The organism is Paenibacillus sp. FSL H7-0690 (genome assembly GCF_037980415.1).
Lineage (GTDB): Bacteria > Bacillota > Bacilli > Paenibacillales > Paenibacillaceae > Paenibacillus_AQ > Paenibacillus_AQ odorifer.
This window is the reverse complement of record NZ_CP150281.1, coordinates 6,666,781-6,688,096: the sequence shown is the minus strand read 5'-3', so window position 1 is coordinate 6,688,096 and position 21,316 is coordinate 6,666,781. Positions and strand designations below refer to the sequence as shown.

20 protein-coding genes are annotated in these 21,316 nt (G+C 43.9%); 15 read left to right on the top strand and 5 right to left on the bottom strand.

Annotated features, from left to right (window positions below; all coding sequences use genetic code 11):
• The first annotated feature begins 15 nt into the window (after nt 1-15).
• Nucleotides 16-2,112 (top strand): cellulose biosynthesis cyclic di-GMP-binding regulatory protein BcsB, encoded by a 2,097-nt coding sequence (locus tag MHI32_RS29430; RefSeq protein WP_340011589.1) that lies wholly within the window; start codon nt 16-18, stop codon nt 2,110-2,112.
• The gene (locus tag MHI32_RS29425; RefSeq protein WP_036682174.1) at nt 2,102-2,953 is read left to right on the top strand and encodes a diguanylate cyclase; all 852 of its coding nucleotides are present in this window, start codon (nt 2,102-2,104) and stop codon (nt 2,951-2,953) included. Before MHI32_RS29430 ends, MHI32_RS29425 begins: the two co-directional genes overlap by 11 nt.
• Before the next feature lie 6 nt (nt 2,954-2,959).
• Here MHI32_RS29425 and MHI32_RS29420 read toward each other — a convergent pair whose 3' ends face one another.
• A complete protein-coding gene (locus MHI32_RS29420) occupies nt 2,960-3,511 on the bottom strand; it encodes a helix-turn-helix transcriptional regulator (protein WP_076191653.1) in 552 nt (183 codons plus the stop codon).
• A gap of 143 nt (nt 3,512-3,654) precedes the next feature.
• Between MHI32_RS29420 and MHI32_RS29415 the strand changes: the two genes are divergently transcribed.
• The 8 genes from MHI32_RS29415 (at nt 3,655) to MHI32_RS29380 (ending at nt 12,336) form a co-directional block, all read left to right on the top strand.
• Nucleotides 3,655-4,308: an esterase gene (locus MHI32_RS29415; RefSeq protein WP_340011586.1), complete on the top strand. Its 654-nt coding sequence runs from the start codon at nt 3,655-3,657 to the stop codon at nt 4,306-4,308.
• Nucleotides 4,305-5,075, top strand: a complete 771-nt coding sequence (locus MHI32_RS29410; RefSeq protein WP_340011585.1) for a class III extradiol ring-cleavage dioxygenase — start codon at nt 4,305-4,307, stop codon at nt 5,073-5,075. Before MHI32_RS29415 ends, MHI32_RS29410 begins: the two co-directional genes overlap by 4 nt.
• Before the next feature lie 16 nt (nt 5,076-5,091).
• On the top strand, nt 5,092-5,880 hold the full coding sequence (locus MHI32_RS29405) for an SDR family oxidoreductase (RefSeq protein ID WP_076282164.1): 789 nt from the start codon (nt 5,092-5,094) through the stop codon (nt 5,878-5,880).
• A gap of 223 nt (nt 5,881-6,103) precedes the next feature.
• Nucleotides 6,104-6,352: a type B 50S ribosomal protein L31 gene (locus tag MHI32_RS29400; protein ID WP_036682161.1), complete on the top strand. Its 249-nt coding sequence runs from the start codon at nt 6,104-6,106 to the stop codon at nt 6,350-6,352.
• A 131-nt stretch (nt 6,353-6,483) separates the two neighbouring features.
• On the top strand, nt 6,484-7,005 hold the full coding sequence (locus MHI32_RS29395; protein WP_076124082.1) for a YcxB family protein: 522 nt from the start codon (nt 6,484-6,486) through the stop codon (nt 7,003-7,005).
• An 83-nt stretch (nt 7,006-7,088) separates the two neighbouring features.
• Nucleotides 7,089-8,663: a diguanylate cyclase gene (locus MHI32_RS29390; RefSeq protein ID WP_340011582.1), complete on the top strand. Its 1,575-nt coding sequence runs from the start codon at nt 7,089-7,091 to the stop codon at nt 8,661-8,663.
• 33 nt (nt 8,664-8,696) lie between these two features.
• Entirely contained in the window at nt 8,697-9,404 is a 708-nt protein-coding gene (locus tag MHI32_RS29385) for a DNA alkylation repair protein (protein ID WP_076218263.1), read from the top strand.
• Nucleotides 9,405-9,618: 214 nt separating this feature from the next.
• Complete coding sequence (locus MHI32_RS29380; RefSeq protein ID WP_340011580.1) at nt 9,619-12,336, top strand: CHASE3 domain-containing protein; 2,718 nt, start codon at nt 9,619-9,621, stop codon at nt 12,334-12,336.
• Between the two features lie 435 nt (nt 12,337-12,771).
• On the opposite strand, the gene MHI32_RS29375 is transcribed toward MHI32_RS29380, so the two are convergent.
• On the bottom strand, nt 12,772-13,812 hold the full coding sequence (locus tag MHI32_RS29375) for a stalk domain-containing protein (RefSeq protein ID WP_076140656.1): 1,041 nt from the start codon (nt 13,810-13,812) through the stop codon (nt 12,772-12,774).
• A gap of 191 nt (nt 13,813-14,003) precedes the next feature.
• Between MHI32_RS29375 and MHI32_RS29370 the strand changes: the two genes are divergently transcribed.
• Together MHI32_RS29370 and MHI32_RS29365 are read left to right on the top strand one after the other, a co-directional pair.
• Complete coding sequence (locus MHI32_RS29370) at nt 14,004-16,583, top strand: DUF2339 domain-containing protein (protein WP_340011579.1); 2,580 nt, start codon at nt 14,004-14,006, stop codon at nt 16,581-16,583.
• A 34-nt stretch (nt 16,584-16,617) separates the two neighbouring features.
• Nucleotides 16,618-17,331: an HAD family hydrolase gene (locus tag MHI32_RS29365; protein WP_076278268.1), complete on the top strand. Its 714-nt coding sequence runs from the start codon at nt 16,618-16,620 to the stop codon at nt 17,329-17,331.
• Nucleotides 17,332-17,424: 93 nt separating this feature from the next.
• Here MHI32_RS29365 and gdhA read toward each other — a convergent pair whose 3' ends face one another.
• Nucleotides 17,425-18,810 carry an NADP-specific glutamate dehydrogenase gene (gdhA, locus tag MHI32_RS29360; RefSeq protein WP_036682144.1) on the bottom strand — a complete coding sequence of 462 codons (1,386 nt, stop codon included), beginning with the start codon at nt 18,808-18,810 and terminating at the stop codon, nt 17,425-17,427.
• Between the two features lie 238 nt (nt 18,811-19,048).
• On the opposite strand from gdhA, the gene MHI32_RS29355 reads away from it, so the two are divergent.
• The 3 genes from MHI32_RS29355 (at nt 19,049) to MHI32_RS29345 (ending at nt 20,136) form a co-directional block, all read left to right on the top strand.
• Complete coding sequence (locus MHI32_RS29355) at nt 19,049-19,327, top strand: hypothetical protein (RefSeq protein WP_038573758.1); 279 nt, start codon at nt 19,049-19,051, stop codon at nt 19,325-19,327.
• A 259-nt stretch (nt 19,328-19,586) separates the two neighbouring features.
• The gene (locus MHI32_RS29350; protein WP_019914790.1) at nt 19,587-19,787 is read left to right on the top strand and encodes a cold-shock protein; all 201 of its coding nucleotides are present in this window, start codon (nt 19,587-19,589) and stop codon (nt 19,785-19,787) included.
• A 118-nt stretch (nt 19,788-19,905) separates the two neighbouring features.
• The gene (locus tag MHI32_RS29345) at nt 19,906-20,136 is read left to right on the top strand and encodes a cold-shock protein (RefSeq protein WP_036682139.1); all 231 of its coding nucleotides are present in this window, start codon (nt 19,906-19,908) and stop codon (nt 20,134-20,136) included.
• A gap of 69 nt (nt 20,137-20,205) precedes the next feature.
• Here the strand turns inward: MHI32_RS29345 and MHI32_RS29340 are convergent, their stop codons facing one another.
• Both MHI32_RS29340 and MHI32_RS29335 read right to left on the bottom strand, forming a co-directional pair.
• The gene (locus tag MHI32_RS29340; RefSeq protein ID WP_076282161.1) at nt 20,206-20,667 is read right to left on the bottom strand and encodes a VOC family protein; all 462 of its coding nucleotides are present in this window, start codon (nt 20,665-20,667) and stop codon (nt 20,206-20,208) included.
• Complete coding sequence (locus MHI32_RS29335) at nt 20,664-21,227, bottom strand: NADPH-dependent FMN reductase (protein WP_340011578.1); 564 nt, start codon at nt 21,225-21,227, stop codon at nt 20,664-20,666. Before MHI32_RS29335 ends, MHI32_RS29340 begins: the two co-directional genes overlap by 4 nt.
• Between the last annotated feature and the right edge of the window lie 89 nt (nt 21,228-21,316).

Genomic DNA, 21,316 nt, shown 5'->3' with positions numbered 1-21,316 from the left:
CAGGAGAAACAGAACATGAAGATAAAAAAACAGCTGGTTATACTGTTAACCTGCCTCTCCCTTTTGTTAATTCCAATCCATCCTGCTGCCGCAGAGACGTTGCCGCAGGATCATAAGTCCACTTACACAACCTCATTTACGGGAACGGACTCGTCCTTAACAGGTTCGAGTGCCCAGCAGCAATATTTTGAGGTTCTGGATTATTGGAATGTGGATCAAGTAAAGATCAAACTGCATTTTCAAATTTCACAAATTACCGAAGAGCAGATTTCTAGTGTTACCTTAACGCTAAACGGCAGCCCGTTCTATACGTTTCGTCCGTCACTACAAGACAACGGCGAACAGCTGTTGACCCTTGTGGCGCCCAAGGGGTTTCTGAAAAAAGGGACGAATACGCTGGGCATTCAGGGCTATTTAAAGACAGATCGTCAAGATGACCTCTTTTGTTCGGTCGATGAAACGTCGGATAATTGGCTGCATCTGTTCAATACGTCCAGTATTAACGTGATTTATACCGCAAAGCCCTTGAGTGGAGGGATCAGTGACTTCAGCGAGCGATTCGCCGGGATAGATACCTTAACGAAGAATCAGAGTATTCTGACTGTACCGGACAAAAGCACAGCGGCAGAAATGGAAGCAGCCACTTATGCTCTCTCCGGGCTTGTTAAGGGGATTACGTTAAATGATAAGACTATTCCCTTGCTTCCCTACCGGGCAGACACTGTGCAGAATAAGGGCGTAGTTGTACTGGTAGCTATGTATGACAGAGTACCAAGCGGGCTGAAAGCTCAGCTAAGCTCCACTGAAGATTTGGGTACGCACGCGCTGCTCCAGCTAGTGAATAAGGATACCCAGCCCACCTTGGTTGTAACCTCGAAGGATGAGAACTTGCTGATTAAAGCGGGTCGTTTGATTGCTAATCCAGAGCTGATCGGGCAGATCACTAGTGATCTGAAAACAGTAACGGATGCTACAGAAGTATCAGCACCTGCGCTTTCGATTAGCTCTAACATCACGTTCACTGAGACAGGTGATAAACTGACCGGGGCACATCATCAGGAGCAGACGTATTTTATTTCATTGCCAGCGAACCGCTCGATTGCCGATTCCGGTAAAATCAGATTGGATTTCCGTTATGCACAGAATTTGGATTTTACTCGTTCATTGGTTACCGTGAGCATCAACAATACTCCGATTGGCAGTAAGAAGCTGACTAAGGAACTGGCGAATGGCGATATTCTTAATCTCTCGGTGCCTCAGAACTTGAATATCTCCGGAAATTTCTCGGTGACAGTGGCTTTTGATTTGGAGATCGAAGGAGCCAGATGTATTATCGATCGGGACCAAATGCCGTGGGCTTATATCAGTAAAGATTCTGTAATGCAGCTGAATACGAAGGATCGCACGGATCTCTTATTTAATAACTATCCATATCCGTTCATTCGCGATGGGATCTATAATCATGTGGCGGTTGTACTGCCCGAACAAATGGATGATTACGCCTATTTAAGTGTATCGAATATCTTTAATCTGCTTGGTAAATATGCCAGCGGAAATATAGGGAATATCCAGTTCTATACCGATTCTGTCAGCGCCGATCATTTGAAAAATAATAATATCATCGCTATTGGTGCTTATAAGAATAATAAGGTGATCCGTGATCAGAATACTAAGCTTTATTTTCAATATAACGGAGATGGAACCACAATTCGCTCCAATGAGAAAATGAGTATTGAAGAGCAATACGGCGCACGAATCGGAACACTGCAGCTGATTGATTCGCCATTTGAGGCGGGACGTGCATTGCTCGCGGTTACAGGGGTCAGCTCGGAAGAGTATTACTTAGGATCTAAACTGCTCGCTACAGAACGGGACAAGTGGAAGGTGTTTGGCGATGGTGCAATCGTTGATAAAGACGGTAATGTCAGCGCACACCGCTTCAAAACAATCACTGGAGCAGCCGAGGACTCTGTGGCCCAGAAAATAATGGAACGGTCGGATGTACTCAGTTTTATCATCGTGATTTTACTGGTGCTGACGCTGGTGGTTCTATCGCTGATCCTGCTGCTTCGCAAACACATGAAGAAACGTGGTGATAAGCGTGAGACGTAATCGCAGCTTAGTGTCGGACATCGCTCTCTTATCATTCCTGGTGTTATCGTTCCTCTGTATCGTCTTTATTGCGGGTGCACCGGATGATTACCTCCAGAATATTATCATTTTAACGGTGGCTTTTATTCTGGCCATTGTTACGTATTTTACGACGGTCACTGCGGGTCTGGTCTTGAATCTGGTGTTTATCTTTGCTTACGGATTCTACACGATGTACCAGACGATAACGCTGGGGGAAACGATTAGCCTGAATACTTATTTCTGGCTAATTATGACTCCGCTATTAACGGTCGTTCTATGGGTATTCACTTTAAGCAGCCGTGATTTGCAGGTGGAGAATGAGCAGCTACGCAAAAAGACTGCCAATATGGCTATCGTAGATGAAAACACAAATTTGCGGAACAGTATTTCTTTTCAGACGGATGCTACATTATTTACAAGCATTTCGACCCGCTATCAGATTCCGCTCACCCTGCTAGTGGTGAAGGTGAAGTATTGGAAAGAGATCAGACGGATCATTCCTGAAGATCAGCTGGCAGAAGCTATCTATGACGTGTCTCAGCTTAGTCAGGCGAGTATTCGTACCAATGATGCACTCTATCTGCTAGATAAGGATGAAGCAACATGGGGCCTGCTGCTGTTCACAGACAGTGATGGGGCGAAGATTGTGATCGAGCGGATTAAGCTCAAGCTTCAGGAGTTGAATGACAATAATTTCTCCAGAAAATATAAGGTCAGCCTGGGTCTTAAGATTGGGGCGGTCGAATACCAAGCCGGCACGATTGAGAATCCGCTGGATTTCATTGTTCAGGCCAAAAAACAGCTGGAGTACGACGTGTAGGCCAGCTTAAAAATCAACGGTTTCACTATCAGCCTCTGTATGGATGGCGATGAGCACGCTTGCCGGCTCATCGCCTTTATTTATGACCAGATGTGGCACACAGGCATTCCAGCTAAAGGAATCCCCCGCTTGGAACATCCCGAAATCTTCACCTTGCTCCGCATAAACCTCACCTTTTATTACTAAATGGACCTCTTTGCCTTCGTGCGCCTGCGGAGTTTCACCCGTAGAAGTACCCGGAGGGAAATGGACAAGCACCATTCGTACACCACCTGCCGAGCTTAAATGCTCAACTTGCAGTTTATCACTTCCGCTACTGGTGATTTGCCGCTCCTTGGAGCGTACCACCTGCATCCGCTCTTCCTTTTTTAACAGCAAATAAGCCAACGGAACGTTCAGCGCATCCGCAATCAGGCTAAGGGTTGCAATCGAAGGAGAGGTCTTATTAGTCTCAACTTGGCTCATAAAACCTTGTGACAGGCCAGTAGTTTCACAGATTTGGGCAATCGTAATATGTTTTCTTTTACGGATTGTACGAATGTTTGAACCTATATTCATTAGTAAAGCCCCTTTTAATATTAGTAATAGCAAATATATTTTTATATTAACAAATTATTAATTGACATACTAGCTAGAGGTTTATAATATTATCTTTACAAATATTATTTTTGTATTACAAATATTTTGAAGGAGTGTTTAGTATGAAGGCACCTTATATATATGATGTCAGTCTACCTTCCGGTTACGATGAGAATCGGGTTTATCCGGTTATCTTCACCTTGCATGGCAAAGGTTCCAATGAGAAGAATATGTTCGGGCTTGTTGAGTCCTTGTCTGAAGAGTTTATTATTATCGGGATTCGGGGAAATATGATTTTAGGGGCAGGATTTCAATATTATGATCTCAAAAGTCTAGGTCATCCCATCCGCGAGCAGTTTGATCAGGCTGTATCGCAATTGCAGCAGTTTATCGAATACGCCACCGACAAATACCTTATAGATGCTAAACACCGTTATCTGCTTGGCTTCAGTCAAGGAGCCATTTTGTCCATGACTCTCGCGCTTACAATGGGGAATTCGCTTCGGGGAATTGTAGCGCTGAACGGTTATGTTCCGGGGTTTGTGAAGACGGATTATGAGCTGAAGAGTGTGCAGGAGGTATCGGTCTTCATCTCGCATGGTGAATATGACTCTGTATTTCCAATTTCAGTGGGGACAGAAACAGCCGCTTATTTCGAAGGTCTAACCCCATTATTAACCTTTAAAACTTATCCTTCGGATCATGGGGTATTACCGCAGAATCAGCAGGACCTGATCGCTTGGTTACGGCAGAACTTAGGGAGTGATAAACTATGATACCTTCTTACTTTATTGCCCATGGTGCTCCTTCTCTGGTACTTGATAACAATGCATATACGAAATTTCTTGGGGAGCTCGCTGAGAGGAATGTCAAACCGAAAGCGATTGTTGTATTTTCTGCACATTTCGAAGAACACACACAATCGGTTGGAGTTATGGAGACTTTCGACACCATCTATGATTTCTATGGCTTCCCAGATGAGATGTATCGAATGACTTATCCTGCCAAAGGGGACAATGAGGTTGCACAGCAAATTATGTCTCTGTTCCACAAGAATGGGATTGTCAGCAAATTTAATACAGAGCGTGGACTAGATCACGGAGCTTGGGCTATTCTTAAATTAATCTATCCGAATGCAGATATTCCTGTCGTGTCTTTGTCAGTTAATCGAGAGCTGTCCAATGAACAGCAATATTTAATGGGTAAGGCTTTATCTGAGCTGCGTGAGCAGGATATTATGATTATTGGGAGCGGTGGAACCGTCCATAATTTGCGTAACGTGAAGTGGGGAATGGAGAACGTCGAGAAATGGGCGGAGACATTCGATGACTGGCTGCAGCACAGGTTGGAAGCTTGGGATACAGAGTCGCTATTTAACTATCAGGAGCTTGCTCCTTATGGCGTTGATGCAGTGCCGACTAATGAGCACTTTATCCCTCTGATAATAGCTATGGGAGCTGGCGATAAAGGGAAAGAAGCGAAGCTGCTGCACCGAAGTTATCAGTATGGCAATTTAAGTCTTAGCTGTTGGGAGTTTAATTAAGAAGGAGGCATTAATGATGGACTTGGGACTTCGTGGGAAATCAGTTTTTGTAGCCGCAGCAAGTAAAGGATTAGGACTCGCAACTGCGCTGGAGTACGCCCGTGAGGGAGCGAAGGTAATGATCGCCAGCAGGAGTATGGAGCAGCTTGTAGACGCACAGAAAGAGATTCAGGCAGCCACAGGACAGCAGGTGAACATGGTTCAGATGGATGTGACTGTCCCAGAGGATATCGTACATGCTATTCAAACGGCTGTAGCCCTAAACGGTGGGCTTGATATTGTAGTGACCAATGCGGGGGGTCCTCATGGCGGAGGTTTCGCTGATATGGAAGACGCGGATTGGAACCAGGGGTTTGAGCTCACACTGATGAGTACCATTCGTTTGATCCGTGAATCACTGCCGCATCTGCGCTCTTCTGGGGCAGGGCGAATCGTTAATATAAGCTCGATTTCTATCAAGCAGCCTATTGAGGGGTTAATTCTTTCCAATGTTTTTCGCGCTGGCGTGTATGCCTTGACCAAGAGCTTGGCTACTGAGCTGGCTGCGGATCGCATTTTAATTAATACGATCGCACCAGGGCGTATTGCAACCGACAGGATTCTTCAACTAGACGGCAAACGTGCGCAAGCAGAGGGGATCCCTATGGAGCAGATTCAAGAGAAAGCGCTGCTGCAAATCCCGTTAGGAAGATTGGGCACGCCCGAAGAATTCGGCAAGGCTGCTGTTTTTCTAGGCTCTTTTGCGAATACTTATGTTACGGGACAATCTCTTTTAGTCGATGGAGGAATGGTGAAGTCGCTCTAACCTCCGGCGTTATGGGTAGGCTTTGAAAGGTTATGGAAAAATTAGTAATTTGAATATTAGTTGCTTTGTGCTCTAAATAAGCGTATGATGGAGCGGTGGTCTAAATCGTAAGATTTACGAATTTTCCTACGTTTATTAGGTTATTCTATATATAAACCTACAGATCATTTGGATAATTTACCATAAAGGCTCCACGAATTTATTCAGAAGGAGGACGATCAGAATGAGAGAAGGCATACATCCTAAGTACAACCAAGTGATTTTCTTGGATGCAAGCGTAGGCTTCAAATTCTTGAGTGCATCTACTAAATCATCCAATGAAACTATGGAATGGGAAGACGGCAACACTTACCCAGTGCTCCGTGTGGACGCAAGTTCAGCATCCCACCCATTTTACACTGGTAAACAAAGAGATACAGAACAAGGCGGCCGTGTTGATAAGTTCAAACAACGTCTTGCACAAAAGAAATAAGAATCCTTACGGATTGAAGAGGGACAACCCATGTAGAAGCAATCGCTTCGGGGATGTCCCTTTTTTGTGTTCAGGCATGTTAAAATGAGATGAATTTAAAAATATACATGGCGTCGAGGGAGCGATCAGTGATGGAAAATGTAATAAAAGTAGATACAGTCCTAAAGAGTGAAGACGTTCAGGAGTTTAACTTATGGTTCAGCTTGAATAGCCGGATTATACTCAACTCTTTTAGCGTAGTCGCTTACTTTATGATTTTGTTATTAATTACTAAGGATTACAGTACTCAAAGCATCTCAATCCTTGCTGTGACTGCTATAATTCTTGCCGCTGTCTTATGGTATATGACCAAGGCAAGCTTGATCAAAAAATCGAAAAAGGCGTTCAAAACAGATAACCTAATTCAGCAACCGCAAAATTATACGATTTCAGATGAAGGCATATCTTATCTTTCCGAAGCGGGCACTGGGCAAGTGAAGTGGGAAGAGATACATAAGATAGGTGAAACTACGAACTTGTTTGTGTTTTTTGTGTCCACACAGAGAGCGCTGATTATCCCTAAACGTTTCTTTGAATCGGCACAAGATAAAATAACATTTAAGGATTTAGCCAGAAAATATATGTTCTCCAATCGGGTGAAATTTAAAGCATAAGATGTGCTGTTATTGTTGATTCATTTGTACCAAGGATTAGGCTATAATGATAGGAGCGACTTGAAAAATAGGAGAAATATGGCATGCCATGGATTCAGGGATATCCGTATTACTTATTAATGGGCAGTGTTCTAAGTCTGTACATGGGCGTCAGCTCCTATCGGCACCGTAAGTTAGCAGGGAGACGCTATTTGTGGATCTTAATGCTGTTAGTCAGCCTTATATTTGTTGCAACGGCGGGAGAGATTATGTCACCCTCTTTTCAGTCTAAGCTGTGGTGGAAGAATGTACAGCAGGCTCCGCTTTTTTTTAGTGCGCTCTTTACTTATGCTGTGGTAAAAGAATACGTATCTCCTTCCACAGGGCGCCTGCCCGTGAAGCTTGCCATCTTCTCTATCCCTATTGTTATGGATGTACTTCTTATTTTTACGGATAGCTATCATCATCTGATGCGCAGTGAAGTGTCCGTCCTGACGGTCGCGGGTGTTAGTGGAATTGCTGTAAAGCCTACGCTCCTTAGTATGGCTTTTATTGCGTATGATCAGCTTTTTGGGCTATATGCGGTCTGCTTGCTGGCAGTTTCCCTACTGAATACCCCGAGAGTTTATTTGCGGACTAATATCCTGCTGTTGGCGGGTTTGCTGGTTCCGGTTATTTCCGTCTTTTTACTTCCCCTCTTGAAGATTACCATTACAGGTTTTACGGCGTTTACTTATTTGCCTGCGATTATAGCGGCTTATTTCGCACTTTTTGTTAGCTCCAAATTAACCATCTTCCCTCTAACCAAAAACAAAATTCTAGAGCACATGAAAGACGGCGTAGTTCTGACTGACCGTTATGATAATATCATTGGCATAAACGATGCGGCGACTGCTATTTTATACGACATTACCCGAATAGCGAACGATAACTGGATGGGAATAAACATTGATCTTTTTATGAAATCTCACAAAGACATTGCAGCTCATTACAATCAGAGGACGGAAGGACAGTTTGAGGTAGTTTGTTCTGGCGCAGAGGAGCTCTGTTATGGGGTTTCTTTAATTGCTACGGAACATGCGGCAACAGAGAATAAGGGTATGCTTATTGTGTTTAGTGATCATAGTGAGAAAAAGCGATATGAGCGTGAACTGGTCTATCAGGCAACGGTTGACGATCTGACAGGACTTTATAATCGCAGGCATTTCATGCAAAGGGTCCAGAATCAAACGATCCCGGATGGATTAGGGTTGGCTCTGCTGCTATTTGACATCGATGATTTTAAATTAATTAATGATACTTATGGTCATTTAGCGGGCGATCAGGCGTTAGTTGATTTCTCGAATAAAATCCTTCAGGTATACCAGAATAAAGGTATTGCTGGAAGAGTAGGTGGCGAGGAATTTGCTGTATGCTTTTTCGCTGAAGATAAACGTGCAGCCTTAAAAGAAGCAGAGGATTTTCGTACAATGATGAGTGATTACACGATAATCTTGAATGAACAGGATAGCATTCATCTTACCGCAAGTATCGGAATCTCTTTTACGGAGCGTAGAGAGGTGACTTTCGAAGATTTATATCGGGAAGCGGATGAAGCGTTATATCACTCTAAGAATACAGGGAAGAACAGAGTTACGTTAGGTCGTGAACCGATCATAAGAGAAACAGTAAAGGGATAAGAACATTGAAGATAAAGGAGTGTCCTAATGAATCTGACTGTTGATGAAGTGATGAGCAAGCTTGAGGAGATGGGTACAGAGCAGACGAAACATACCTTCTTACGACATGGCGCAGTGGAACCTTTATTTGGAGTAAAGGTAGGGGATATGAAGAAGCTGGTTAAGGATGTGAAAAAAGATCAGAGTCTGGCAAGGGCTTTGTATCAGACAGGCAATTACGATGCAATGTATTTGGCTGGGCTAACGGTCAATCCTAAGACTATGACGAAGGAAGAGCTTCAAAGCTGGGCTTCGGCGGCCAACTGGCATGCGGTAGTGGAATATATAGTATCCCCTCTCGCCGCAGAGAGTCCATATGGATTGGAACTTGCGAGAGAGTGGATTCGTTCCTCAGATGAACTAATAGCTATTTGCGGCTGGAGCACTTATGCCAATTACATTTCAATTACACCGGATGATAAGCTGGACATTGCTGAGATTAGGGAGTTGTTACAACAAGTGGGTGCTACTATTCATCAGGAGCGAAATCGTGTCCGTTATACGATGAATACTTTCGTAATTATGGTGGGCAGCAGTATCACAGAACTGCATGAGGAGACAGCAAAGATCGCAGCAGGTATAGGTAAGGTCCAGGTGAACATGGGACAAACCGCTTGTAAAGTTCCCATGGCTGTTGATTATATCGCTAAGGTTGAACAGGCTGGGAAGCTTGGTGTGAAGAAGAAAACTTGTATTTGCTAAGTTAGATATTTAGGTAACCCTTCAAGGTGAAAGGCACTTGTGGGTTTTTTTTTATTCCGGGAAAAACAAGTGTTTCAACCCTGCTGAAATTGTTTAAATTAGCCACAGCCAAAACTTACATAGAAGAATAAATAAAGCCGTAGTTCAAGTAATCCTTTGTAATGATGTAGAATAGGAAGGGGTTTATAGTTAGAAGACAGGACGGGGGCTAGTTGTGAACAAACGCCGATTTACATTGCAGTATAAAATACTGTCAATTACAGTTTTAATCGTGATCTGTCTATTAGGATTTGTTTTTGTCATGCATGGAAGAATTAATGAGCTGCAGCGGGAGACCAGCTTTATTTCTCATCAGGACCGAGAGATTACTAATTTGGCTAATCTGATCGAAAAGAATGTTTTAGATATGGAAACGGGCCAACGTGGATATGTCATCACTGGCGATAACAAGTATCTGGAGCCCTACAATTTGGGTAAGGCTGAATGGGAAGCTAATTATGATAAGCTTTACGTGCTGACTGCTAATGATTCCTTTCAGCTTCAGCGACTTGTGGGTATCGAAAGTGATATTAAACAGTGGATCAAGCAATCTGGTGATTATTTGATCCAGTTAAAAAAAGAGGGACAGGAAGCTGAGATCCTAAGATACTTCAATTCAGACGATGGCAAAGATCAAATGGACCGGATTCGTAATCAAATCAGCGCTTACCGCGAGACGATGAATGAGAACACTAACAGCCTGATAGCTAGACAAGCAGACAAGAATAAATTTCTGCTTGAGCTTCTTTATATTGCTTGGGCATTTATAGCTGTTACTTCCATAATTGCCTCATGGATCAATTCACGCGCCATCGTTAGTACGATTCATAAAGTTACCCATACGATTGTGGGTTTAGATTCTATCGAGGATAAGAAGACAAGGATAGAGATTACCACAAATGATGAAATTAGAGATCTGAGCATAGCAACGAATCATCTGATAGACATGCAACAAGAGCGGATATGGATTCAAGATAACGCAAACGATTTATTGGCTAGGTATCAGGGTATAACACAAATCCCGAAACTGGGGGACATTTTTCTTGGCAAAACAGCAGAAGTTATTGATTACCCATATGGTTCCTTATATGTGCGGACACAAGAACATGAGCAGGACTTTTTAAAAAGAGTCTCTACTTTTGCCGGAAACAGCAATTTCCCGGATTCGCAGACCTTCTATATCGGTGAAGGACTAGTTGGACAATGTGCTAAAGAGGCACGTCTGATGCATGTACAGGAGCTGCCGGAGTGTTATATCAGTATTGAGTCCGGGCTAGGCGCCTCTGTACCGAAGTCGCTGTTGCTGCTGCCAATTTCTTTCTCAGGTGAGGTAGTTGCTGTGGTGGAAATCGCCTCCTTTGCTCCACTTACGGAACTGCAGATCAGGTTCTTGAAATCTATTTCGAATGCGTTTGGCTCTGCCATCAACAGCACGATTAGCAGTATGAGAATCGATCAGCTGCTGGAGCAATCTCAACGTCTTAACGAAGAGCTTCAAGTATATACGGAAGAACTACAAACTCAGTCAGAGGAGCTGCAGATCCAGACAGAGACGCTGCATGCAACGAATAGAAAGCTGGAAGATAAGAATCTGCTTGCAGAACAAAAGTCAGTTGAGGCAGAAAAAGCACGAACGGAGCTTAGTCAATATGCAGAGTTATTGCAGCAAAGCTCACAATATAAGTCGGAGTTTCTGGCTAATATGTCTCATGAACTGCGAACTCCGCTTAACGGCATTTTGCTGCTCTCGGAATTTCTTATGGAGAACCAGTCGGGAGCCTTAAGTGAAGAGGATATTGAATTCTCAAAAGCTATTCATTCTTCGGGACAAGATCTGTTGGCGTTGATTAATGACATTCTGGATTTGTCCAAGGTTGAGGCGGGAAAGCTGAATATTGAAATTGAAGCGATAAATATATCGGAGATTCCGGAGGCGATGACTCAGAACTTCAGCCAGCTTGCTCATAAAAAAGAGATTCCTTTGCACATACAGCTAGGAGAGGACTTACCCCCGTTGTTTTATTCGGATGCTCAAAGGGTGCGGCAAATTATTATAAATCTGCTGTCCAATGCGTTTAAGTTTACAGCGGAAGGTGCAGTCACTCTGGAAATCCGTTTAGCAACTAAGGACGAGCTGCTGGATTTGGCAGATTTGGGTGTTGGGGTATTTATTGCCTTCGCCATCAAGGATACTGGAATTGGGATTTCAGAAGACAAACAGTCCATCATCTTCGAAGCATTTCAACAGGCGAATGGAAATACAGAACGTCAATATGGGGGAACTGGGCTTGGTTTATCCATATCCAGAGAGCTGGCAACCTTACTTGGTGGTAGAATTACGCTGGAGAGCCAAGAGGGTGTGGGCAGTGTCTTTACAGTGTATTTGCCTTTGCAGCTTGAGGCTCCAAGCCTTGAGGAAGTGGCTGATCAAGCGACTGTTATTCAAGAGATCGGGAGTGGAGTGGTACTTGCCGCTACAACGGCTGAGGATATACGTACTGACTTCACTTCTCTAAATCAAAAGCATGTACTTATCGTGGATGATGATGAACGGAATTTGTTCGCTTTATCAAATACCCTAAGAAAGCGCGGGCTGCATGTAACTACAGCTACTAACGGAGAGAGCGGCCTGTATGAACTGGAGCAAGCGGCTTCTATAGATATCGTTCTTATGGATATTATGATGCCAGTGATGAACGGGTATGAGGCAATCAATCGGATCAGACAAATGCCCGCAAAGAAGGATATTCCCATCATTGCACTGACTGCAAAAGCGATGAAGGAAGATAAGGCTAAAATCCTACAGGCTGGGGCAACAGATTATCTCAGTAAGCCTGTTAACTTGGAGCGTTTATTAGCGTTGATGCAATTGATACTGGCTAGCGATTCATGAGCTAGACCTCCAACTTCGGACAACTCGAGTGAAGTTGCGCGAACGAAGTAACTATAATCTGCTCTGCTATCGGACACAGCTGACCGTTAACGCAGCTTTTTACCACATTTGTAATTCTAACGGACCCCACTGACGCTATTGGCATAAAAAACATCGAATATGCCCCTCTTTTTAATGAATAGTGGCGCTGGAGTCCGAAACGCTGCTCTGAAGGCAGAAAATTCGCAAATAACGTCAGCTGGGTCCGTAAGGCTCGCGATTATGATCATCTAAAACTCTGCAGCAAGGCAAGTAAAAGTGTGACCAAGCGTTCAGCCGGCTTTCGTTTACCTCACAAAACGGCTGAAGCGAGTCAGCCAACCTATAGTCTATAACGCAAAACAGCGATCCTCCCATAACGGAAGGATCGCTGTTTTAATGTCTCTAGTGTCTCTCTTATTGTTGCGCAGAATCTACTACAACTTTGACAGCTGTGCCGATGGGTGGCAGGCTTCTGGTCAGCACTGGGCTGTAGAATCCGATAACTTTTGTGCCTTTAACAAGCTCGCTGCTTTTAACAGCTTCGCCGTCTTTGTTAATGAGCACTGTGTCTTCGCTAATGCGCAGTACTACTTCTTTTTGTGACAATTCGCTCAGGCCACTACCTTTAACAGTGATACTGATATTTCCCTTATCGTCTTTTTGAACTTCTTCAATAGTACCAGCAGTACCTAGAAGATCATCTTGTTTTTGCTTATCCAGAACGGTGATTTTGTAAGTTGGTGTTTGTGGCGGAAGACTCATAGTCATGACCATGGAGTGTTCTGCTTTTACTGTCATCCCGATATGGAGATCTTTGAGTGCAATTTTAGTGCCGTCAGCCATCTCAATAGCCGTATCTTCCCCTACATTTAATACGATTCCATCCGTACCTACACCTTGGATTTGAACGGATTGGTATTTACCACCATCATAGACTGCTGTAATCACACCAGTCTTAGTCATGTGCTGCTCGGCGGCATTTGTGTTGATCACAATGGAATCTCCCTTCACAGTCATGTTTTGATGAATTACTTCGCTTAAAAAGGAAGCTGGGACATACAAAGTGGAGTCAACCAATTGTGGTGCAGTTCCAAGTGTTGTATTCATTTTGTTGATACTATAACGATCTTCTCCAGCTTTCACTGTAGTGAATACAGCGCCATTGATAAGTTCAACGGATTTATTCTGTGCATTCCAGGTTAATTCAAATCCAAGGGCTTCAGTAATTGAACGTAGTGGTACCATCGGCTCTTTACCGCTTGTGCTTTGGAAGCCTGTTTCTTTAATAGTCGATCCGTTGATTTCAATCGCAAACGTCTTTTGATTAACGCTAGCGGAGGTTTGTGTAGCCTCATTTTTAGCAGAAGTTGTGGTGGGTGCAGCATAAGCTGCTCCTGTAGAAAGTGCTAGGGACAAAGTTAAAAGAACTGTACTTGTTTTTAAAATGTTGTTCATGGTTGTGAGCTCCTTTTAAAATCTTTTGTTAGTGTTGTTATTATTCTGACGGGACACCCCTCCAAAATGTTGCAGTTTTTTTGCATCCCGATTGTAATCTTCATTCACTGCAAATATAAAAAAAGCATAAGACCCCCCAGCTATATGTAGTAATATGTAAGTATTAACAATCGCTCACATAAGGAGGCGCTATGGAGTCATTCAAAGATCGACTGAGATTCATGAAGGTACAGCAGGACGGGCTGATTAAGGAATATGAGGCTCTGATCGCGGAATATGAAAGTCACGATCTGGTCAACGAGAATGAATACTTGAAGAAGCAATATGAGAAGCATAAGCTCGCTTTGGTCGAGCTAAAGACTCAGGTAAGTAAGCTTCAAGAAGAGAATACTGAGCTAAGAGTTGCGCTAACGGAACAAATTTTAGATGAAAAGCTGGGCATTCTTAAAGTGTCGAGGCAGAAGCTGCAGACTTATTTTGCCTCTAGAAGCCACGCTCATACGGATCGGCTGACGGCTTTTGAAGTGGAGACGAAACGCCATATTCAGCAGCTGTACCACACAGCCTCCAGGCAGCTGGGTGAGGAACAAGCAGAGATATCCAGTCGACTCGGGGCGTTGGCGGCAGAATTAAATGAGCGTGTGCTGGCACAGCGGCAGAGACTGAGGGAAGCGGAGCTTCGCCTCAACTCGGGCATGGATAATGGATTACATGACTTTGCTTCGGAAGAGATCAGTGAAGAGGTGCTTAAGCGCCGAAGAAAACAAAATCAGATCGAAATGAAGATTGGACTAAGCTGGATTAACAAGCTGGGTATTCTACTGTTGATTTTGGCGGTGGGGGCAGGCTTCCGGTATACCTATTCCAACTGGTTCACAGGTTATATGAAGGGAAGCGCTTTTTTTCTACTGGGATTATTGATGCTGGGAGGCGGGGAGTGGTTATACCGCAAAGGAAAAGGCACCTTCGCTTTAGGGCTGCTTGGCGGCGGGATTTCGGTGCTGTATGGCTCTATTTTTTATAGCTATTTTCTGCTTGATATTATTAGTATATATGTAGGGTTATCCTTGTCTGTACTCGTTACTTTAACTGCGGTACTCCTGTCTTTAAGGTATGAATCACGGAGTATTTGTGCGCTGGGCTTAATCGGAGGATATCTGCCCTTATACTCTTATCTGGGGGCGTTTGGCCTTTCGGGCAACGCGGTTTATGTGGCTATGGGTTACTTGTTTTTATTGAATTTATTCATCTTATTGATTTCTTTCCGCAAACGCTGGAACGTTGTCAATTATATTAGCTACTTATTTAATACACCCTCCATGCTCATATTAATAGCTTTGTCGGATAGCAACGGAATTAATATGTGTTATGCTGTTTTGACTTTTGCGATGTATCTGGGAATTACCTTGTGGTACCCGTTCAAATATCGTTCCAAGCTGTCCTGGTGGGATTTCTCTCTCTTAGGATGTAATACGTTTATTAGCTGTCTCACCTTGTATATTTTATTTATGGATGCAGGACTGAAGGATTACAATGGTGCACTGGCGTTGCTTTTCTGCCTGCTGTATCTCGGTCTGGGTCGAGGACTTGAGAAGCTGATGCCACAGGAAAAAGAAAGCATGCTGCTGTTCTATGCCACTTCACTGACCTTCGGCATATTGATGATTCCATTTCAATTTGGAGCGGCTTGGTGGTCCATCGGTTGGCTGATTGAGGGCGTCGTTCTTACGCTGTATGGCAATCTGAACCGCTTTAAGGGGATGGAAAGGGCGGGTTGGGGCATTATGATGCTCTGCCTTGTAGTATTCTTCTGTCTAAATGTACCGACGCAGTGGGTTGCAGACTATCAATGGATGAATTTTAGAGATGTCTACTTCCCGCTAAAATATGTCTTTATCACAGCAGGCATGCTGATTGTCGCGGTGTTGTATGCTGTTCAGCATAACCGTAAGGATGCTCTTCAGCGCAGCGAACCTTATGAAATCACCTTAGCGTTGTGGTTCAAATATGCGGCGTTATTAAATTTCTGGATCTACGGCTTGTATGAATCGGGAAGATTGTATCATCTGGTTGTACCGGAGGATTTTGCGCATAGAACCTTCTATAATTTGCTGCTGTCCGCTGTATGGACCTTGGTTCTGGCTTACGTGCTGCCAAAGGTGAAGGTCCTGTATGACACGATTGTTAAATATTTTGTGAGACTTCTGTTTGGGATTGGCTACGTCATTTGTATAGTGATTACAGTAGGTCTGCCAAGTCTGCAAAATAATTTCGCGCAAAATACAGCAGCTGATTATATCGCACTGGCCGTACTGATTATCTTTAATATCTTTGTTTGGTTTAGCGGACGTGATCTGCTGATTGCAGCGCTGAATCGCCAGTTTAAGAGTATGGAGATCTATCCTGTTTTCATGGCGATTTATTTACTTGGCATTATCACCGCTTTCCTAGGAGTGCAATTGCAATTGAGTGATGCAGGGTTAATTTTTAGTCTCATTTATCTACTATTAGCAGTTCTGTTTATCATGTATGGCTTCCGCAAAAGGTATGTGTACATCCGGCGCTTCGGCCTTGGATTAACGCTGCTGGCCACGGGCAAGCTGCTGCTCTATGATTTGGGTCTGCTGAATACTGGCAGCAAAATCATAGCCTATGCCAGCTTTGGTATCTGCTTGCTCGGCATCTCCTATCTCTATCAAAAGGTGTCAAACCGGATGGAGGAGGGCCAGACAACCACCGACAATGGCAATGGCAATGGTACTAAGGGATAAAACACAGAGAGAATAATAGGAAGGAAGACGGTGGATGTACGAGACTTATATTTTCGACCTGTATGGCACATTAATCGATATTCAGACAGATGAGGAGAAGCAGGAGGTATGGGATCGATTATCGCTCCATTTCGGATATCAGGGGATGTCCATAACAGGAAGTGAGCTACAGGCACAATTTCTGCGGGAGAGGGATTTACAGCTCGCCGAAGCCGCACGGAATTGTCAGTATCCAGATTTCGTAATGGAGGATGTGTTTCGTTCTGTGGCCCGTCAATTGGGTGGGGAACCGGATCAAGCGTGGTTACATGAAACGGTTAGATGGCTGCGGACATTATCGATGATCCATATCTCACTTTATGAGGGTGTGGTTGAAATTCTGCAAACATTAAGAGAACGTGGCAAAAAGGTGTTTTTGCTCTCCAATGGCCAGAAAACCTTTATAGAAGCAGAATTAATGATGCTGGGTATTCTTCCTTTATTCGATGGCATTGCCATTTCCTCCGAAGCAGGAGTGAGTAAGCCGGATCCGCTATTTTATCGTTATTTAGTTGAACATTATGGAGCGGATTTGCGTTCAGCCATCATGATCGGGAATGATCCCCGTACCGATATTGCAGGGGCGCTAACGATAGGAATAGATTCCTGTTACATTCGTACGGCTTCTTCACCCCACGATACGACTGTGGAGAGTACTCAATCGATTTGGGACGGGGATTTGCGGAAGATCCCCGGATGGAACGCTTAGACACACAAAAAGTCCCCGTAACCGGATTCTTGCTGACCGGTTACGGGGACTTTTGTATGTCGGGCGTTCGTGACTAGAGCGCCGATAATTTATTTAGATTACACCTTCAGCCAGCATAGCGTCGGCCACTTTTTTGAATCCAGCGATGTTCGCTCCTGCAACAAGGTTGCCGGACTGTCCATATTGCTCGGATGCATTTACAGATTGTTCGTAGATGGAAACCATGATTTCATGCAGCTTCGTATCTACTTCTTCAAAGCTCCAGGACAACCGCATGCTGTTTTGTGCCATTTCAAGCGCAGAGACAGCTACGCCGCCAGCATTAGCAGCTTTAGCAGGTGCGAATAGTACGCCAGCTTGTTGGAACTGATGAATAGCTTCAAGGGTGGACGGCATATTGGCACCTTCGCCTACTGCTTTTACACCATTCTCAATCAGTTTCAATGCCATGGCTTCATCAATCTCATTCTGAGTAGCACTCGGAAGGGCGATATCACAAGGAATGGTCCAAATTTGCGTGGAATCTTCAGTATACACAGCGTTAGGATGTTCATTCACATATTCACTAATCCGTTTTCTTTCGACTTCTTTCAGGCGGCGGACAGTTTCGAGGTTAATCCCATTTTCGTCATAGATATATCCGGCGGAATCACTACAAGCTACGACTTTAGCGCCTAGCTGTACAGCTTTTTCGATCGCATAGATCGCTACGTTACCAGAACCGGAAACAACAACGCGGCTTCCTTCAAAAGAAAGGCCTTTTGCTTTCAGCATCTCGTTTACGAAATAAACTGTACCGTAACCAGTAGCCTCTGTCCGAGCCTGACTTCCGCCGTAACCAATACCTTTACCAGTCAATACGCCAGCCGGATATCCTCCGCGGATCCGCTTGTATTGTCCGTACATGTAGCCGATCTCACGACCACCTACACCGATATCTCCTGCAGGAACGTCTTGGTCAGGACCGATGTAATTTTGCAATTCAGTCATGAAGCTTTGTGCAAAACGCATGATTTCGCCTTCGGATTTACCTTTAGGATCAAAGTCGGATCCGCCTTTACCTCCGCCGATGTGTTGGCCGGTAAGAGCATTTTTGAAGATTTGCTCGAAACCAAGGAATTTGATAATACTAGCATTAACGGATGGGTGAAAACGAAGTCCACCTTTGTAAGGTCCAATTGCACTGCTGAACTGTACACGATATCCACGGTTAACTCTGACCTTACCTTGATCGTCTGTCCAAGGAACACGGAACATAATCAAACGTTCTGGCTCAACCAATCTTTCCAGAATGGCATTTTCCTGATACTTAGGTTCAGCAGCGAGGATTGGAAGCAAAGATTCAAGGATTTCCTTTACGGCCTGATGAAATTCGGGCTCAAAAGGATTACGCGCAACAACCTGTGCGTATACGTCTTCGATATAACGATGTGCCTTGTTGCTGTTTGTGTCTAATTGCTGGGTAGATACAGAGCTCATGAATTCAACCGCCTTTTCTAGTATTCATTTGGTCCAACACTTTTTTTATATTTTGGCACAAGTCAATGTTCCTCACAACTGTTTTTATTAAATAACTTACTTCAAGTGGAACGTTATAGACGCTGGGATGATAAGAAAAGTGTGAATAAACCGCGGTATACTTCGCGTAATGACGCGTTAAAGCGCGAAATATGCTACAATGATTGTGTAATAATTGTAAGGAGATGAAATTTAAAAAATGAGTGACAAAGTAAATGAGCAGGAGCTAGTAAATGTATTATCTGCCAAAACCAAAGTGGATCCGCAAATCATCCGCTTAGTATTGAAGCATGAACAGACCTTTATCAATAAGGCCAAGGCGAACGCCAAGGGTGAGGTAGACATCGACAGCGATGATCTGGTCGACTATGTCACTGCCCAACGTGATGTGAAGCTGGATGAAATCACAGTAGAGACCATTCTTGATGCAGAAATGGATTACTTGATGGATAAAGGATTGGCAGGTTATATCGACTAACATGGGTGTTCGTCCGGCTCGGCTGCTGCTGTTTATAGGCAATAAGAGCCGGAGTGAAAATTAAATAGGCATACGCATTGCTTTTAGTGATTTAGTGTGGTACAATGAAATCAATCATAAATTTAACCCTTAATTCACATATTGTAAAAGGTTATCATTTGTGCGTATGAGTCCTTTTCCAATGTGTGAATTTTTATTTGTTCGTACACTACGTAGGAATAAAAGGACATGTGTTAAATAAAATATTGGAGGTAATATCATGCAAACAGGTACAGTGAAATGGTTTAACGCAGACAAAGGATTCGGTTTTATCGAGGTTGAAGGTGGAAGCGACGTATTCGTACACTTCTCCGCAATCACAGGCGACGGATTTAAATCTTTGGACGAAGGCCAACGCGTTGAGTTCAACGTAACTCAAGGCGCTCGTGGACCACAAGCCGAAAACGTTGTAAAACTGTAGTTTAAAAATCAGGCTGCCCTTAACACAAGTTGAGGGCAGCTTTTTTTATTTTCATAGTATGAATCTGCCCCTAATAGGGTAGCGATATCGTCTCGATTCGATCCAAGGAGGGGTACTTATGTATTTTCGTAAAAAAGCACTGGAGGAACTTCCGCAAGAAGACACAGCTATTTGGTCCTGTACCAAGGAAGGTTGCACAGGTTGGATGCGCGATAATTTCGCCTTTCAATATGTACCTACCTGCTGGCAATGCAACTCTCCCATGACTAGAAGTATGAAGATACTGCCAACGCTTGTGAATACGAATGCAGACATGAAGGCCATGAAGAAGGGCATTTCGATTAAGTAATCGAAGAAGCTAATATACTCAAACAGCTGGACCCTTGGACGGGAGCAGCTGTTTTTTTGTTTGAGTATTTTATTTACTGTGCAGTAATTTCTCCCATTCCGTTAAGGTTATGTTCTCTGAGATATTCTTCAGATGTTCAGGAACCTCTACGTGGCACATAAATTCCAAGCTGTTGCCGTCAGGGTCGTTGAAGTAGACAGAAGCATTTCCTTGATAAGCCCGGATAAAAGGCTCAACAGAAGTCCGGTTGCGGAACGGAACAGCCTCTACACCAATCGATTCCAGCCATTGCAGTGATTGCTTCAAATCCTCGTAAGTGACACGGAAGGCAATATGCCGCAAGGACGGATGGTATGGGGTTTGGACCTCCTGGCCTTCCCAAAGACCAATCCAGCTTCGACCTTCCTCGATCCAGAAGAATACAGTTTCTTCATCCCGCCAAGCCATTCTCAGACCTAATTTTTCATAAAATTCGATGGATACTTCAAGATTGCTTACTGGTAAATGTGCTTCATATAGTCCTTTGATCATTGGATAGCACCTGCCGGTCTGTCGATTTTGCGGGCTAAGTTCAGGAATGCTTCTAATACTAGGTGGATGCGATCTTCGATTTCTTGCCCGCCCTCGTATCCGTCGTACTCGACCTCGAACCGCTTGCGTTGCAGTCCACCGATGGAGATCCAGTCTGGTGTATTGATGCCGTGCAGGTTGCGTACGATGGCTTGCAATTGAAGTAATGAGCTTATCCCTACCGCTCCCCCGGCTGAACTGGTGGATAACACAACTTTACCGTTGAAATGCGCCTGGCCTAGATGATCAATCGCATTTTTTAATACGCCACTTACCGAGCCGTGATATTCCGGAGTAACCAAGATTACTGCATCCGCTGCTAACATCTCTTGTTTAAGCTCGTTTAAATGTTCATGCTCTGTGTAAGCCTCGTCTGGTGAATAAAAGGGAAGTGGGCGTTTGTAGAGATCAAACACGTTAACCTTTTCTCCTTGCTGACTAATGAAATGGGCGGCATGTTCTGCCAGCTTCGTGCTGGTTGCTTCTTTTCGATTACTGCCTGTCAGGATCATCACTTTCATCTGTATCCACTCCTATGTGAGGTCAGTTGCTATAAACCAATGATAGTTGAATCGGCCTCTGTTAACATCAGCACATGGAATGAACATAT